We start from the raw sequence: 14,722 nt of genomic DNA, 5'->3' as shown, positions 1-14,722 counted from the left end.
AAGGAGTGATATTGTTGAATACGTATTCTATTTATCCAATAAAAATTGAATTTGCACGACGTTATTATTATAGAAGTGATATTCTCTATCGCTTTTTAAAACAATACCACGAAAATAATAAAAATCAGTTGATAAACGATCAGTTTAACGAAATTACCTGCGTTTTTTCTACAAAAGAGTTGAATACTAAAATTAAATCATTGTATAATAAAAATGCTATGGTGAAAGATGGTAATAATTCAATAGAAATAGTACAAGATAAGCATTATATCTCTTTACATATTAGTGAAAAGCAGATAAACTTTCGTTGCAATATGCTTCAGGATGCAGAGATGTTGTTATTTCCTATTTTACAATTATTCCATCCATCCTTATTTGTATTGGATAATAAATTAAATAACTATGGTTGGATTTCTCCAGTAACAAAGTTGAAGGATCATTTGAATGAGCAAATATTGTATTCTACTCTTTGATTTACTATACTGTATGAGAGACAACATGAAGGGGGAAGACTTGAAATGGGCACGATTTGGGTCGTATTAATTGCTATATTGGCTCTCATTGTTGGAGTTGCTCTTGGTTTCTTCATTGCAAGAAAATATATGATGAACTACTTAAAGAAAAACCCACCAATTAATGAACAAATGCTGCGAACTATGATGATGCAAATGGGTCAAAAACCATCTCAGAAGAAAATCAATCAAATGATGCGTGCAATGAATAATCAGCAAGGTAAATAATCATTAAGCACGTTAATGCAGTTACTGTATCATACCCCTTAATACTTGTTTAGTATTAAGGGGTATTTAAAATAGTTGGTATATTGTCAAATTCCCAACAGATAATCTATTCACTTTCTGTTAAACTAATGAGAAGTGACTAGTTTTCAGGAGGGTTACCTATGTCAGAAATCAATATATTCATTGCGTTTGGGGCAGGATTTTTATCATTTATTTCGCCTTGTGTACTGCCATTGTATCCGGCTTTTTTGTCATATATCACGGGTATGAGTGTGAGTGAGATAAAAGAAGATAATATCATGCTAAAACGAAAAAGTTTATTACATACCATATGTTTCTTAATTGGGTTTTCCAGTATCTTTATTGTACTTGGGTTCAGCACTACATTTGTTTCCGAATTTTTAACAGCGAACCAGGATATTATTCGCCAGGTTGGTGCCATATTAATTGTCTTCTTTGGGTTAGTCATAGTCGGGATATTTAACTTTGAGTTTCTAATGAAAGATAAAAAAATTACATTCAAAAATCGTCCCGCGGGATTTATTGGTTCCTTTTTAATCGGAATGGCCTTTTCTCTAGGCTGGACACCGTGCATGGGTCCTATCCTAATGGTTGTCATTTCGTTAACTGCGACCAATCCGGACCTTGGTATGGTAATGATGATTAGCTATATCCTTGGTTTTTCATTACCATTTTTAATTCTGTCTTTTTTCATTGGAAAATTGTCTTGGATTAAACGAAATAGTGCAATCTTCATGAAAATAGGTGGATATATTATGATACTAATGGGGATTGCGTTATTCTTTGACTGGATGACCGATCTCACCTCATTTTTAGCAGGTATGTTCGGATTCACTGGATTATAATAGATTTTTTCGCGTGTATGTATTAGTATAAAGACAAAAGGGGAAAGTTATGATGTATAAATCGAATGATCTCATACTTCGAACAACCACATCCCTTATCGCCTTTATCCTGTTTGGATTTGCGATTTATTTATTGCTTGCTGGTCATAATGCACCAGGTGGCGGGTTTGTTGGTGGTTTGGTTACTTCAGGTGCAATTTTATTAATGTACATGTCGTATGGAATAGAGGCGGTAGATAAGGTTTTGCCAATTAATTACCGTAAGTTGATTCCGCTTGGCCTGCTTATTGCATTGTCAACTGGCATTGGGTCCTTTGTATTCCATGTTCCATTTTTATCACATACTTATGGCTATTTTCACCTTCCTATTTTTGGTGAGGTTGAACTGGCTACGGCAATGATATTTGACTTTGGTGTGTTTGTAACTGTTTTAGGTGTTACGGTAACAATAATTCTAACCATTGCAAATGACCGGTAATAATAAGCCATTTATACTCGGGGCTACAATTACGATAAATTATCAATTGAAGATAGTGAAAGAGATGATTATTCATGTTTTGGATTATTATGAGTACATTAGGTGCAGGATGTATGGCAGGATTTATGATATTTGTGCGCATGAAATCTGCCAAAAAACCTGCTTCAGTAAAAAAAATTATTTTACCTCCAATTTTTATGAGTACCGGGGCGTTAATGTTTGTTTTTCCTGAATTTCGAATTGGCTTAAGCCAAGTACTGGAGGCGCTTCTTGTTGGTGTAGTCTTTTCTATATTGCTAATAATTGGTTCTAAGTTTGAAATTAAGGAGAATGATATTTACTTAATCCCTTCCAAATCATTTATTTTTATTTTAATTGGTTTACTCCTATTACGTATCGTTTTGAAATTAGCCGTTAGTGGGTCCATTTCGTTGTATGAAACAAGTGGAATGTTCTTTTTATTAGCGTTTGGTATGATTATTACATGGAGAATTGCGATGCTAATAAAGTATAAACGATTAGAAAAACAGCTGAAATATTCAGAAGCACATTAAAAACGAGCTCCTAAAAATTAGGCAGCTCGTTTATTTTAAAAGGTCAGAAATTATACGGAAATATGTCAAGCGCAAGCGTCCAGAAACTGCCGTCATAAGCAAAGGTCCTACGAACCCTTATGCGTCTGCTTCTTAACAGGGTATCCTGAGCTTTCTTATTCAAAATATATTTCATACGGTGTTACATCAATTTCCTTTTCTGCAAGTTTTTTTCGCAGAAATTTATGATCCCGTTTCGGTGTTGCAACAATATATCCCTCGATTAAAACGTCTTCTGTTATTTTTTTTCTTTTCTTTTTAAGTGCCACTTCACCTATCTTACTTGCTATTTTATGTCTGGCTATATCACGGAATAATTCAGGGACGGGCGATACAAGTTCTTCTAATAGTTCCTTTTCTTCTTTCTTCCACATATGCCGTGTTTTTTCCATGTAATACTCTTCCCAGTCCATATTAGATTTTCCGTCTTCTTTTGGCAGTTTTTTAAGAAACTTACGAAACATGAAGAAACCGCCAATGCCCATAAGTCCAATTAATAAGAATCCCCATAGTATAATTAAATACTCGCCAATCATTGACATATAATCACCTGTTTCTAATTTTCTTTTTCTAAATCATTCAAAATATTTATTTTTTACGTTAAGTATAGTAATATTACTAATAATTACTAATTTAATAAGTTTGATCTAAATACATTCTAATCTTTTTGTATAGTTATATTATAAAAGTACATAGGGTTTCTTACAAGTGACATATTTATATAAATAAAGTCATATAAGTAATTATATACAATTTTATGTTGGAATCTGTAACTAGGGGTGAAGCGATGAAATCTAATTCTTTTATTGAGCATACGGATGAGAATGGTGAAAACATGTCCTGCTCAGATAAGACAATGATGAAACAAGGAATCTATGCGAATATGAGTGAGCTGCCACCGTATATAATTACATGGATTGAAAATAATAGCAACGAGTTAATCTCCATTTGGGATAACAAGGGAAAAGTAATGTTCTTATCTAAATCTGTTGAGCGTATTTTAGGTTATCCTCTTGATGATTTAGGGGAGGTTTCCTGGTATGATTTTTTGTCTTCCGAAGATGTGTCACATATAAGGAACTATTTTACCGACGATGAAAAGGATCATAATAACCATAAATTTAATATAAATATTCGGAACAAATTGGGAAAATATATCTGGACAGAGTGTGTAGTTTCAAAAATTATCTCGGATGAAAGCGGCAAGTTTTTCTATATTTCCATGGTGAAAGATATCTCAGATAAAAAAGAAGCTGAGGAGATGATGATCCGCTCGGAGAAGATGTCAGTGGCAGGGCAATTAGCAGCAGGAATCGCCCATGAAATACGTAATCCATTAACCTCCTTAAAAGGGTTCATGCAATTATTGCAGGCAGGTGTGAACCGCAAAGAAGAATATTATAAAATTATGATTGATGAAATTGAAAAAATGGAAACCATTACATCAGAACTTCTATTTATTTCTAAACCTTTAACAGATAATCGTAAAGAAGAAAATGTTGAAGTTATGGTTCACGAGATTGTAGCATTATTGCTGCCCCAAGCCCGTTTAAAAAATGTGGAAATTAATTGGAAGCGGCAGGAGAAACACAAAATTTATTGTGATCGTTCCCAGATCAAGCAGGTTTTAATTAATATTGTGAAAAATGCGATTGAGGCGATGGTTGCGAAAGGTGAAATTGAAATTACCATATCCGCGTCGGACTCGGAACTTGAAATTGCAATTATAGATGATGGCCCAGGTATTCCAGAAGAAATTATTCATAAATTGGGTGAACCATTTTTCACAACCAAAAAAAGCGGTACCGGACTTGGTTTAATGATTACCAAACAAATTCTAGAAAAGCATAATGGAAGGTTAGCTATAGAGCAAAATATAAGCAAGGGAAGCACATTTAAAATAATCCTTCCTTTACCCAGTGATTAAAATTTGTCATTGGGTATAATTTACATTGTTAACATTACATTTAATATATAACTATTTGTTATCACTTTACATAAAATTTTAATATATGGTAAATAGCATATAACATTTGTTTTATATGCTTTTTTCATTTAATATGAATAGGTAAGATTAATAGGATTGTCCTGGATTTGCTTTTGTATTTTAATAAATCCTCGACAATAAAGAGTGAAAGGAGCATTACATAATGGCACAAAATGATGCATTTCAAGCTAAAAAACAGTTTGAGCTGAATGGTAAAACGTATAATTATTATCAATTAAAAGCATTAGAAGAAGCTGGACTTGGCAAAGTTGCAAGACTACCATTTTCGATTCGTGTTTTACTAGAATCAATCCTCCGTCAACATGATGGCCGGGTAATTAAAGATGAACATATTAAAGGGTTAACTAAATGGGGCACAAAAGAAGGCAAAGGGGTAGATGTACCATTTAAACCTTCACGTGTTATTTTACAGGATTTCACCGGAGTGCCGGCAGTTGTCGACCTTGCCTCTTTACGTAAAGCAATGGTAGATATGGGTGGAGAACCTAATAGGATTAATCCCGAAGTACCAGTGGATCTAGTAATTGACCACTCTGTACAGGTGGATCAATATGGTACACCAGGTGCCTTACAAGCTAACATGGAGTTAGAATTTAAACGTAACGGTGAACGGTATGAATTTTTAAACTGGGCACAAAAGGCATTCGACAATTATCGTGCGGTTCCACCAGCAACAGGAATTGTTCACCAAGTAAACCTTGAGTATATTGCAAATGTAGTTCATGAATTAGAAAATGAAGATGGAAGCTTTAATGCATTTCCTGATACATTATTTGGAACTGACTCCCATACTACTATGATTAATGGTTTAGGTGTTCTTGGTTGGGGTGTAGGTGGAATTGAGGCAGAGGCAGGAATGTTAGGCCAGGCTTCTATTTTGCCAGTTCCGGAGGTAATTGGTGTTAAATTTACGGGTAGTTTCCCTAATGGTACTACTGCAACGGATTTAGCGCTGAAGGTAACCCAAGTCCTTCGTGAAAAAGCAGTAGTTGGCAAATTTGTAGAGTATTTTGGACCTGGTCTTAAGGATATGCCACTTGCGGACCGTGCTACCATCTCTAACATGGCTCCAGAATATGGCGCTACATGCGGATTTTTCCCAGTTGACGAAGAATCTTTGAATTATTTGCGTTTGACTGGACGTAATGAAGAGCATATTGACTTGGTTGAAAAATACTGCAAAGAAAACAATATGTGGTATTCATCAGAACAAGCCGATCCTGAATATACAGAACTGGTGGAAATTAACTTGTCCGAGCTTGAACCAAACCTCTCTGGACCAAAGCGCCCACAAGATTTAATAGCACTTTCTGATATGAAAAAAGAATTTAATAAAGCTGTTACAGCTCCAGCTGGTAACCAAGGATTTGGATTGAAAAAATCAGAGTTTGATAAAGAAGCAACCGTTAAACATGCAGATGGTTCAACATCTGTTATGAAAACTGGTGCGCTGGCAATTGCAGCAATTACATCATGTACGAACACATCTAACCCATACGTTATGTTGGGTGCTGGATTAATTGCTAAAAAAGCTGTTGAAAAGGGACTTACTGTACCTGCTTATGTGAAAACATCACTTGCACCGGGATCAAAAGTGGTTACACGTTACTTGGATGATTCCGGATTATCACCATATCTCGATCAATTAGGATTTAACCTGGTCGGTTACGGTTGTACAACATGTATTGGTAACTCTGGTCCACTTAAAGAAGAAATTGAAACTGCAATCGCGGACAATGACTTAACTGTTTCTTCCGTTTTATCCGGTAACCGAAACTTTGAGGGACGAATTCATCCGCTTGTAAAAGCTAACTATCTTGCATCACCACCACTGGTTGTTGCGTATGCATTAGCTGGTACAGTGGATATTGACCTAGTGACAGAACCTTTAGGTAAAGACAGTGAAGGCAATGATATCTATATGAATGATATTTGGCCTACAATGGAAGAAATTAAAGAGCAAGTTGAAAAGACAGTTAAACCAGAAGTGTTCCGTAAAGAATACGAAAATGTCTTTGATTCAAACAAAAAGTGGAATGAAATTGAAACCACTGACGAACCATTGTATAAATGGAATGATGAATCAACATACATTCAAAATCCTCCATATTTTGAAGGGTTATCAAAAGAAGCAGGTTCTGTTAAACCATTAAACAAGCTTCGTGCTATTGGTTTATTCGGTGATTCTGTCACAACTGATCATATTTCTCCTGCAGGGGCAATTGCAAAAGATATGCCAGCAGGTAAATATTTACAGGATAAAAATGTATCACCGCGTAATTTCAACTCTTACGGATCACGTCGTGGTAACCATGAAGTAATGATGCGGGGAACATTTGCTAACATTCGTATTCGCAACCTGCTGGCACCCGGAACAGAGGGTGGATATACGACCTACTGGCCAACCGATGAAGTAATGCCAATCTATGATGCTGCAATGAAATACCAAGAAGCAGATACTGGTTTAATTGTAATGGGCGGTAAAGATTATGGTATGGGTAGTTCCCGTGACTGGGCGGCTAAAGGTACCAACTTACTAGGAATTAAAACGGTAATCGCTGAAAGCTTTGAACGAATTCATCGTTCAAACCTGGTAATGATGGGCGTATTACCACTACAATTCCAAAAAGGTGAAAGCGCAGATAAACTAGGTTTAACTGGTAAAGAATCATATAATGTAGAAATTGATGAATCTGTTAAACCACATGACTTGGTTAAAGTTACTGCAGTAAGTGAAGATGGTAAAGTAACTGAATTTGAAGTGATTGCACGATTTGATAGTGATGTAGAGATTGATTACTATCGTCATGGCGGAATCCTGCAAATGGTTCTACGTGACAAGCTGGAAGCATAAAATATACAACATTAACTTCTACACTATTTACTCTAGTGTAGGAGTTTTTTAATGTGAGGAATTAATGAACATTACTGTCTTTTGCTTTACTTTTAACGCATTCACACATACTATTAGTGGTGAATATTTCTGTAGATGATAGAGGAGAGAGTGCATGATTAAAAAGGTATTAGCTGCTGCAATATTGATAATCTTAGTAGTTCTTCTAATAATAAATGTTACAAATAAGCCGAATAATGATACTGGTAGCAATGAAGTCGACGTTACAGGCAACACGAATGTAGATGGAGCTGCGATTGTATCGCCCAGTGACTCGGGGCTTGAGGTTGGGAAAAAGGCACCAGATTTTGAATTGGAAACATTGTCAGGTGAAACCATTAAATTATCTGATTTACAAGGTAAAAAAGTATTTATAAATTTTTGGGCGAGCTGGTGTCCACCATGTAAAAAAGAGATGCCGGAATTACAGGAGTTTTACAAGCAACATTCGGATGAAATTGAAGTTTTGGCAATTACATCGGAAAATAATTTAAAAGATGTACGCGAATACATTGATCATAATAGTTATTCATTTCCAGTCCTGCTGGACAAGGAATCTCAGGTTACCAGTAACTATGGTGTGATTACGATACCAACAACCTATTTTGTAGGAACTGATGGTGTCATTCAACAACCGAAAAAAATTGGGCCAATGACTCACGATTTTATGGTTGAAATGCTGGAAAAGTTAAATTAGAATGACATGCCCTCGCTAAAAAGGTTTTACTTATCGTTACCTTATAAATTTTCAATTATTTGGGAATACTTCTTTTAAAAAAGGAGTGGATTTCTATTTCTTTAAAAAGAAGACTTTCCTACAACGAATTAGTTAGTCAGAACCGAAAGGAAATTATGCAGGATCAATCAGTTCTGGAGAAAATTGAATCAAAATTTGAACTGAAATACCAGCAGCTGAAAGAAAATAAGGAAGCATAGCTAGAGGGCATTTCCAAAACGTATATGTTTGGAAATGCTTTTCTTTTTATGCTTATGAAACCAATATGCTAAAATATGTATGTATTGAAACCAGTAGGAGGAGTATGTTTTGAGTATAGTGAAAACAGACATAGACGTGAGATATCAGGAAACAGATCAAATGGGCGTTGTTTACCATGCAAATTATTTAGTCTGGTTTGAAATTGGCCGGACAAAGTTCATTGAATACCTTGGTTTTAATTATGCTGATATGGAAAAGAGCAATGTAGTTTCACCGATTGTGGATGCACAGGTATCTTTTAAAAAACCAATTCGTTACGGTGAAAAAGCAACAGTTGAGACTTGGCTTGCTGAATATGACGGAATACGGTCCATTTATGGGTATCGAATATTAAATGAGGAAAATGATATTGCAATTACAGGAACAACGAAGCATGTTATTGTAAAAAAAGAAAACTTTCGGCCATTATCCCTTAAACGTGCATTTCCAGACTGGCACCACGCATATAAGAAAGAATTAGTAGGTGAATAAGGATGGCATTTGGCCTTAAACGTGCTGATTTACAACGTTGGAAAACCAGCGTCAAACAAGGTAATATTTCTTTCTTGACTCATTATTGGCAGGATAGCCGATTTCCAGAATACTATTCCGTTACAAAGGTGGGTTGCAGTGACATGGAAAAGCTAATTACCTGGGGTGAAAAATATCAATTACAGGAAAATTGGATTCATTTGGATAAGAACTTTCCACACTTTGATCTATTAGGTGCAAAACAAAGAGAAATATTAATCGCTGAAAATCAACTAGAACAATTGGAAAAGTTTAGTCTAATGTAAACCTGTTTGTTACTAATATCACCGCAGTTGATATAAAATGCGACGTAACAGCAACGTGATTTCCGCAGGCGGCTGGTGAGCCTCCTTGAGCTTACGCTCAAGGCCACTGAAAAAGTGGTGGATTTTATAAATTCAGCTTTTCACCTTTACCTAGCATCTTGAATATACGGAGACTCCTGTGGGAAGTGAGAGATCGGCGAGACCCCGGAGGACGGCATTTAAGGAAGCCCGACTAAAACCGCCCTTTGCGGGCAACGTCGGCTACCCCTTGCCGGGGCAAGGAGGCTCGTCGCTCGCCCTAAGGTGCGCGCAGTATATTCAAGATGCGATTATAGATCCACATGTTTGTGTACTATCTATACCTTTTTCAGTGGCCTCCTTACGCTCTGTGGGGTCTCACCTATGCCTATTTTCCCGCTGGAGTGGACTACCCGCAGCTCCAATCACTGAGATGATTGTATTGAATTATGGTGAATCCAGTGCCCGAAGTTTATAGGTTTTGTAACAAAACAACAATCTTTAGAAAGCGGACTAATGTAAGAACATAAGCAGCAGTCCTTTGTTATATAAAGAGCTTTGCAAAATAAATAGAAAAAACTCGGCTTCCGCCCTAAGAATGGGGTGATTGCCGAGTTTTTTTAACCTTTTTTTCAGGAACTAAATCTACGCCACCAGTATGAAAAGGATGACATTTTGAAATACGTTTAATCGTTAAATATCCACCCTTGATCGCCCCAAAACGTTTAATCGCTTCTAGGCCATACTCTGAGCAAGTGGGATAAAACCTGCACGATGGTGGTTTAAATGGACTAATTGCTTTTCGGTAAAAATTTATGAGTGCAATAAAAACGAATTTCATAGAAATCGACCTTTTTTAAAAGATATGTCAAGCACAAGCGCCCAGAAGCTGCCGGTCATAAGCTTTTCTTATTGTGAAATATAGTCAGCCTTATCAATCGTTACAGATGCTATTGCATCATGCATGTGAATAGATTCTTCATTTCGACAGGCGACCTTGAACTTTGTTACAAAGGGCATTTCAAATAAATCTGCAGCTACAAGTCTTACTATATCCTCGACAAATCTTGGATTTTCATATGCCTGTTCTGTGATAGTCTTCTCATCAGTGCGTTTCAGTACTGGGTGCAGGCGTGCGCTTGCATTGCTCTCAGCCGCTTCTAACAGCATTAACTTCCAGTCTGTTTTTTCTTCATCAAAGTCGTCAGCAATTGAAACTTCCATGGAAACCAAACCACGTTGATTATGTGCGCTGTATTCGCTGATCTCTTTTGAACAAGGACATAAAGTTGTTATTGATGCTGACAAGGTTGCGTAGATGTCAAATCCATTTTTGTTATCATATGAAACAGTAATACTGACATCGGCATGATTCATGCCTGCTATATTGGACTTCGGTCCGGTACGTTCGTAAAACCAGGGAAATGATATTTGCACTTCTGCATCTTCCTGATTAAGCCGAGTTGCCAGATCCTTTGTAAATTGCTTAAGTGTCGATAAGCTGGTTACAGACCCATTATGATAATACGCATTCAACTGCTCCATAAATCGGCTCATATTCGTACCTTTATTCGTTTTTTTGATAGAAGAAGTAAAAGAAAAAGTTCCAATTGTTGATTGTGTTAGTGGCTCTATATGGCTTTTTACCGTTATCGGATGTTTCACATTTGAAATACCAACCTCATCTAAATCAAATAGAAAATCTTTTTTTGTATTTTGTAAATCCGCCATTTTATCCTTTTCCTCAGGTTTTGTCCTGGGCCCAGGTGCTACGGAACCAAATAGTTGATGTCGTTCTTCCTTGTTTGGTAAGTTTACTGTAAGGGATGTAGGTGTATAAGTCATGACAGTGTCCCCTTTCATGCTAAGAATAATTAAAATTATAAACAATTTGGTGTCTATATTCAATTTTTTGGATTGCTGAATTAATTAAGATAAAAGGCGAAAATATTACATCCAGGTGATTTTTGGTTCTGTGCCATTGCGTATTCGTTTTATATTGTCTTTATGCCTATAGGAAACGAAAGCTGCCAGTGCACATACAACAAATATTAATCCAATGTCTTCTTTTAACAAGACCGCTACAACAACTGCTATAACCGCGGTGATGATTGATGATAGGGAAACATATTTTGAAAGATATAAGGTTAGTAAAAAAACTATTACAGCACTAATAAATAATAATGGACTTACACCTAATATGATCCCACCGGATGTAGCTACGGCCTTACCACCTTTAAATTTAGCGAATAACGGATATGTATGGCCCAACACAGCAAAGAGGCCGATAATTAAGCGATATACATCTGCATCCAAGAATAATGGTATCAAAGTGGCAATTGTTCCTTTTAAAATATCAGACAAGGTTACAATAGTTCCGGCTTTAATTCCTAATACACGGAATGTGTTTGTTGCGCCTAAATTACCGCTTCCGTGTTCACGTATATCAATTTTATACCCAAGCTTGCCAACGATTAACGCGGATGGAATTGAACCAAGCAGGTATGCAATGATGATAAATAGCACGTATTCCATGTACTGTCCTTCTTTCTATATTAATCTCTTAAAAATAAGCCTATTTCTTATTTTATCATGAAGTTATATGGTAAAGAACCTAAAATAGTATATTAATTTCAGGAAATAACGTTTCCAAATTAAGGATAGCGGGTAAATTATACGTATGTTTTCCATTATTCCAGTTTAATTTATAACATACAATACCACCCATGATCGTGTGGGAATAAATCAAAAAGGACGAGACGAATGATTGAGTTTAGCAATATTCAAAAGGTGTATCCAGACGGTACTGAAGCATTAAAAAACTTTTCATTAAAAGTGGAAGACGGGGAGCTGATGACATTAATTGGCCCAAGTGGCTGTGGGAAAACAACAACGATGAAAATGATTAATCGCCTGATTGAACCCACATCAGGATCCATCTACATAGATGATAAAGATATTAATGAATACAATATCCATGAATTGCGCTGGAATATCGGATATGTATTACAGGAAATCGCACTTTTTCCACACATGACAATCGCAGAAAATATAGCAGTTGTTCCTGAAATGAAAAAATGGAAAAGGAAAAAGATACGCGACAGGGGAATGGAGTTATTGGAAATGGTTGGCCTAGACCCGTCTACTTATCAAAAACGAATGCCAAGAGAACTGTCTGGCGGGCAACAGCAGCGAATAGGAGTTATCCGGGCGTTGGCTGCCGATCCGGATATTATTCTAATGGACGAGCCCTTTAGTGCGCTGGACCCAATTAGCAGGGAACAATTGCAGAAGGATATTCGAATTTTGCAGAAAGAAATAAAGAAAACCATTGTCTTTGTAACACACGATATGGATGAAGCGATGGCGATTGGCGATAAAGTTTGTTTAATGAAGGAAGGACAGGTCATTCAGGTTGACACACCACAACAATTAATTTTGAATCCGAAAACACAGTTTGTGCGGGATTTTATTGGGGAAAGAAAATCTCCCTGGCAAACGGCGGTGGACGTCATTGCTGATCAATCACAGTCGCATGTAATATCATTGTCTGATTATCAACAAGGCACGTATGATCAATCAGGGGTGTTCGCCATAAAAGATGAGCATGGCATGTATATTGGCGCGGTGAAAAACGGCCAGAATGTAGACATTCAAACAATTAAAAATGACATGCCCCTAATTGAAGCAACTGAAACCATTCAACCGGATGAACAAGCAATTTTACCTGTATTAAAAGATCAGAAGTTAGTTGGAGTATTAACAAATAAAGATATTGTCGCATTTTTAAGAAGTAAAACTAAAGTGGAAAACGGGGTGGTTCAATCATGAGTGAATTCATCGACGTTTTTCAAAAAAGGCAGGATGTGTTACTTGAAACAATCTGGGAACATCTGCAAATATCGTTAATTGCTTTGATTATTGCCATCATTATTGCTGTGCCGCTCGGCCTGATCTTAACAAGATATACAAGGATTGCGGAACCGATTATTGGAATTACAGCTGTCCTGCAGACGATTCCCAGCCTTGCTGTATTAGCATTTTTAATTCCATTTTTCGGCATTGGGACAACTCCGGCAATTATTGCCTTAACCGCTTATGGCTTATTACCAATTTTACGTAATACATATACCGGTATTAAAGAAGTAAGCCCATCTTTAAAAGAGGCCGCAACCGGGATGGGAATGAATTCGTTTAAACGGCTGACAAAAGTTGAACTGCCTATTGCGATGCCTGTTATGATGGCTGGCATACGGACCTCAATGGTACTAATCGTGGGAACTACAACAATTGCTGCATTGATTGGTGCTGGTGGGCTTGGTGAATTGATTTTACTTGGAATCGATCGGGGAGCTGATATTAATTTAATCTTATTGGGTGCTATTCCAGCTGCGCTGCTGGCAATTTGTCTGGATATTATCCTGCGTGGCTTTGAATTTATATCGAAACGCTCCGGCTTTAAATCTTTTGTAGCCATGCTGATTATAGCAGTTTTAGTAGTCGCAACTCCATTTCTCTTTAATGGTGACAAAAAGGCTGATTTAGTTATTGGGGCCAAGCTTGGTTCAGAACCAGCCATATTAATTAACATGTACAAATTGTTAATTGAAGATGAAACAGACTTAAACGTTGCATTAAAAACAGGTTTGGGTAAAACCGCATTTGTGTTTTCAGCATTAGAGGAAGGCAGCATCGATATGTATCCTGAATTTACTGGAACAGCTATCGTTACACATCTTGGTGAAAAAGCCCAGAGCAATGATCCAAAAGAAGTTTATCAGCAAGCTAAAAAAGGTATGAAAGAAAAATACGACATGGCATTTTTACAGCCAATGAAATATAACAACACATATGCTGTCACCACTACAAAAGAATTAGCGAAAAAATATGGTCTTCAATCAATCGGCGATTTAAATAAAGTTGAGGATAAATTAACAGCCGGGTTCACCCTGGAATTTAAAGATCGTTATGATGGCTATGTTGGAATGCAGGATGTATATAACGTGAATTTTGCCAAAGTAGTTACCATGGAACCGGGCATTCGTCAAGAAGCGTTATCAAACGGGGAAGTGGATGTTATAGATGCCTATGCAACTGACAGTTATATGATTAAATTTGATTTAGTAACACTGGATGATCCTAAACATTTATTCCCGCCTTATCAGGGTGCTCCGCTGTTAAGGGAGGAAACGTTAATGAAATATCCGGAGTTAGAAGAAATATTGAATCAATTAGGCGGCAAAATAACAGATGAGCAAATGCGTCAAATGAATTATCAGGTTGACTACAATGGCAAATCACCTGAATCCGTTGCTCAAAATTATTTAACTAAGCAAGGATTACTTGATTAAAA

At 36.6% G+C, this 14,722-nt stretch carries 17 protein-coding genes; 13 read left to right on the top strand and 4 right to left on the bottom strand.

Annotated elements, in window-relative coordinates; all coding sequences use genetic code 11:
- Nucleotides 1–14: 14 nt before the first annotated feature.
- The 5 genes from sirA (at nucleotide 15) to CFK37_RS15375 (ending at nucleotide 2,638) form a co-directional block, all read left to right on the top strand.
- Nucleotides 15–473: a sporulation inhibitor of replication protein SirA gene (sirA, locus tag CFK37_RS15395; protein WP_157724864.1), complete on the top strand. Its 459-nt coding sequence runs from the start codon at nucleotides 15–17 to the stop codon at nucleotides 471–473.
- Nucleotides 474–518: 45 nt separating this feature from the next.
- On the top strand, nucleotides 519–740 hold the full coding sequence (locus CFK37_RS15390) for a YneF family protein (RefSeq protein ID WP_089062699.1): 222 nt from the start codon (nucleotides 519–521) through the stop codon (nucleotides 738–740).
- 161 nt (nucleotides 741–901) lie between these two features.
- A complete protein-coding gene (locus CFK37_RS15385; RefSeq protein ID WP_089062698.1) occupies nucleotides 902–1,606 on the top strand; it encodes a cytochrome c biogenesis CcdA family protein in 705 nt (234 codons plus the stop codon).
- 52 nt (nucleotides 1,607–1,658) lie between these two features.
- Complete coding sequence (locus CFK37_RS15380; RefSeq protein WP_089062697.1) at nucleotides 1,659–2,084, top strand: Na(+)/H(+) antiporter subunit B; 426 nt, start codon at nucleotides 1,659–1,661, stop codon at nucleotides 2,082–2,084.
- A gap of 74 nt (nucleotides 2,085–2,158) precedes the next feature.
- On the top strand, nucleotides 2,159–2,638 hold the full coding sequence (locus tag CFK37_RS15375; protein ID WP_089062696.1) for a CcdC family protein: 480 nt from the start codon (nucleotides 2,159–2,161) through the stop codon (nucleotides 2,636–2,638).
- 155 nt (nucleotides 2,639–2,793) lie between these two features.
- Here the strand turns inward: CFK37_RS15375 and CFK37_RS15370 are convergent, their stop codons facing one another.
- Complete coding sequence (locus tag CFK37_RS15370) at nucleotides 2,794–3,219, bottom strand: DUF2621 family protein (RefSeq protein WP_089062695.1); 426 nt, start codon at nucleotides 3,217–3,219, stop codon at nucleotides 2,794–2,796.
- Nucleotides 3,220–3,464: 245 nt separating this feature from the next.
- Between CFK37_RS15370 and CFK37_RS15365 the strand changes: the two genes are divergently transcribed.
- From CFK37_RS15365 to CFK37_RS15340, 6 genes are all read left to right on the top strand, one after another.
- Nucleotides 3,465–4,604: an ATP-binding protein gene (locus CFK37_RS15365; protein ID WP_245837229.1), complete on the top strand. Its 1,140-nt coding sequence runs from the start codon at nucleotides 3,465–3,467 to the stop codon at nucleotides 4,602–4,604.
- 223 nt (nucleotides 4,605–4,827) lie between these two features.
- Nucleotides 4,828–7,539 carry an aconitate hydratase AcnA gene (acnA, locus tag CFK37_RS15360; protein WP_089062694.1) on the top strand — a complete coding sequence of 904 codons (2,712 nt, stop codon included), beginning with the start codon at nucleotides 4,828–4,830 and terminating at the stop codon, nucleotides 7,537–7,539.
- Between the two features lie 154 nt (nucleotides 7,540–7,693).
- Nucleotides 7,694–8,275, top strand: coding sequence for a TlpA family protein disulfide reductase (locus CFK37_RS15355; RefSeq protein WP_089062693.1), 582 nt, complete (start codon nucleotides 7,694–7,696; stop codon nucleotides 8,273–8,275).
- 59 nt (nucleotides 8,276–8,334) lie between these two features.
- Nucleotides 8,335–8,514, top strand: a complete 180-nt coding sequence (locus tag CFK37_RS20550) for an FbpB family small basic protein (protein ID WP_281251596.1) — start codon at nucleotides 8,335–8,337, stop codon at nucleotides 8,512–8,514.
- Between the two features lie 109 nt (nucleotides 8,515–8,623).
- Entirely contained in the window at nucleotides 8,624–9,046 is a 423-nt protein-coding gene (locus CFK37_RS15345) for an acyl-CoA thioesterase (RefSeq protein WP_089062692.1), read from the top strand.
- Nucleotides 9,047–9,048: 2 nt separating this feature from the next.
- A complete protein-coding gene (locus CFK37_RS15340; RefSeq protein ID WP_089062691.1) occupies nucleotides 9,049–9,351 on the top strand; it encodes a hypothetical protein in 303 nt (100 codons plus the stop codon).
- A 610-nt stretch (nucleotides 9,352–9,961) separates the two neighbouring features.
- Here the strand turns inward: CFK37_RS15340 and yidD are convergent.
- The 3 genes from yidD to plsY all read right to left on the bottom strand — a co-directional run bounded on the left by yidD (nucleotide 9,962) and on the right by plsY (nucleotide 11,904).
- The gene (gene yidD / locus CFK37_RS15335; protein ID WP_089062690.1) at nucleotides 9,962–10,210 is read right to left on the bottom strand and encodes a membrane protein insertion efficiency factor YidD; all 249 of its coding nucleotides are present in this window, start codon (nucleotides 10,208–10,210) and stop codon (nucleotides 9,962–9,964) included.
- Between the two features lie 68 nt (nucleotides 10,211–10,278).
- Nucleotides 10,279–11,214, bottom strand: coding sequence for a GTP cyclohydrolase FolE2 (gene folE2 / locus CFK37_RS15330; protein ID WP_089062689.1), 936 nt, complete (start codon nucleotides 11,212–11,214; stop codon nucleotides 10,279–10,281).
- Between the two features lie 105 nt (nucleotides 11,215–11,319).
- Entirely contained in the window at nucleotides 11,320–11,904 is a 585-nt protein-coding gene (plsY, locus tag CFK37_RS15325; RefSeq protein ID WP_089062688.1) for a glycerol-3-phosphate 1-O-acyltransferase PlsY, read from the bottom strand.
- A 228-nt stretch (nucleotides 11,905–12,132) separates the two neighbouring features.
- Here plsY and CFK37_RS15320 point away from each other — a divergent pair, with 228 nt between their 5' ends.
- Together CFK37_RS15320 and CFK37_RS15315 are read left to right on the top strand one after the other, a co-directional pair.
- Nucleotides 12,133–13,200, top strand: coding sequence for an ABC transporter ATP-binding protein (locus tag CFK37_RS15320; RefSeq protein ID WP_089062687.1), 1,068 nt, complete (start codon nucleotides 12,133–12,135; stop codon nucleotides 13,198–13,200).
- Nucleotides 13,197–14,720 carry an ABC transporter permease/substrate-binding protein gene (locus CFK37_RS15315; RefSeq protein ID WP_089062686.1) on the top strand — a complete coding sequence of 508 codons (1,524 nt, stop codon included), beginning with the start codon at nucleotides 13,197–13,199 and terminating at the stop codon, nucleotides 14,718–14,720. The genes CFK37_RS15320 and CFK37_RS15315 overlap by 4 nt, the downstream gene beginning before the upstream one ends.
- The last annotated feature ends 2 nt before the right edge of the window (nucleotides 14,721–14,722 follow it).

Source organism: Virgibacillus phasianinus (genome assembly GCF_002216775.1).
GTDB lineage: Bacteria > Bacillota > Bacilli > Bacillales > Amphibacillaceae > Virgibacillus_F > Virgibacillus_F phasianinus.
Note: the sequence above shows the minus strand (reverse complement) of the source record. Positions and strands in the feature narration are given on the sequence as shown.

Bases quoted from the DNA above. Each gene is read 5' to 3' on its own strand.
- CFK37_RS15390 (WP_089062699.1), top strand. From the start codon at position 519: ATGGGCACGATTTGGGTCGTATTAATTGCTATATTGGCTCTCATTGTT.
- CFK37_RS15320 (WP_089062687.1), top strand. From the start codon at position 12,133: ATGATTGAGTTTAGCAATATTCAAAAGGTGTATCCAGACGGTACTGAA.
- CFK37_RS15385 (WP_089062698.1), top strand. From the start codon at position 902: ATGTCAGAAATCAATATATTCATTGCGTTTGGGGCAGGATTTTTATCA.
- CFK37_RS15315 (WP_089062686.1), top strand. From the start codon at position 13,197: ATGAGTGAATTCATCGACGTTTTTCAAAAAAGGCAGGATGTGTTACTT.
- CFK37_RS15340 (WP_089062691.1), top strand. From the start codon at position 9,049: ATGGCATTTGGCCTTAAACGTGCTGATTTACAACGTTGGAAAACCAGC.
- CFK37_RS15355 (WP_089062693.1), top strand. From the start codon at position 7,694: ATGATTAAAAAGGTATTAGCTGCTGCAATATTGATAATCTTAGTAGTT.
- plsY (WP_089062688.1), bottom strand. From the start codon at position 11,904: ATGGAATACGTGCTATTTATCATCATTGCATACCTGCTTGGTTCAATT.
- CFK37_RS15380 (WP_089062697.1), top strand. From the start codon at position 1,659: ATGTATAAATCGAATGATCTCATACTTCGAACAACCACATCCCTTATC.
- CFK37_RS15365 (WP_245837229.1), top strand. From the start codon at position 3,465: ATGAAATCTAATTCTTTTATTGAGCATACGGATGAGAATGGTGAAAAC.
- yidD (WP_089062690.1), bottom strand. From the start codon at position 10,210: ATGAAATTCGTTTTTATTGCACTCATAAATTTTTACCGAAAAGCAATT.
- CFK37_RS15375 (WP_089062696.1), top strand. From the start codon at position 2,159: ATGTTTTGGATTATTATGAGTACATTAGGTGCAGGATGTATGGCAGGA.
- CFK37_RS15370 (WP_089062695.1), bottom strand. From the start codon at position 3,219: ATGTCAATGATTGGCGAGTATTTAATTATACTATGGGGATTCTTATTA.
- folE2 (WP_089062689.1), bottom strand. From the start codon at position 11,214: ATGACTTATACACCTACATCCCTTACAGTAAACTTACCAAACAAGGAA.
- acnA (WP_089062694.1), top strand. From the start codon at position 4,828: ATGGCACAAAATGATGCATTTCAAGCTAAAAAACAGTTTGAGCTGAAT.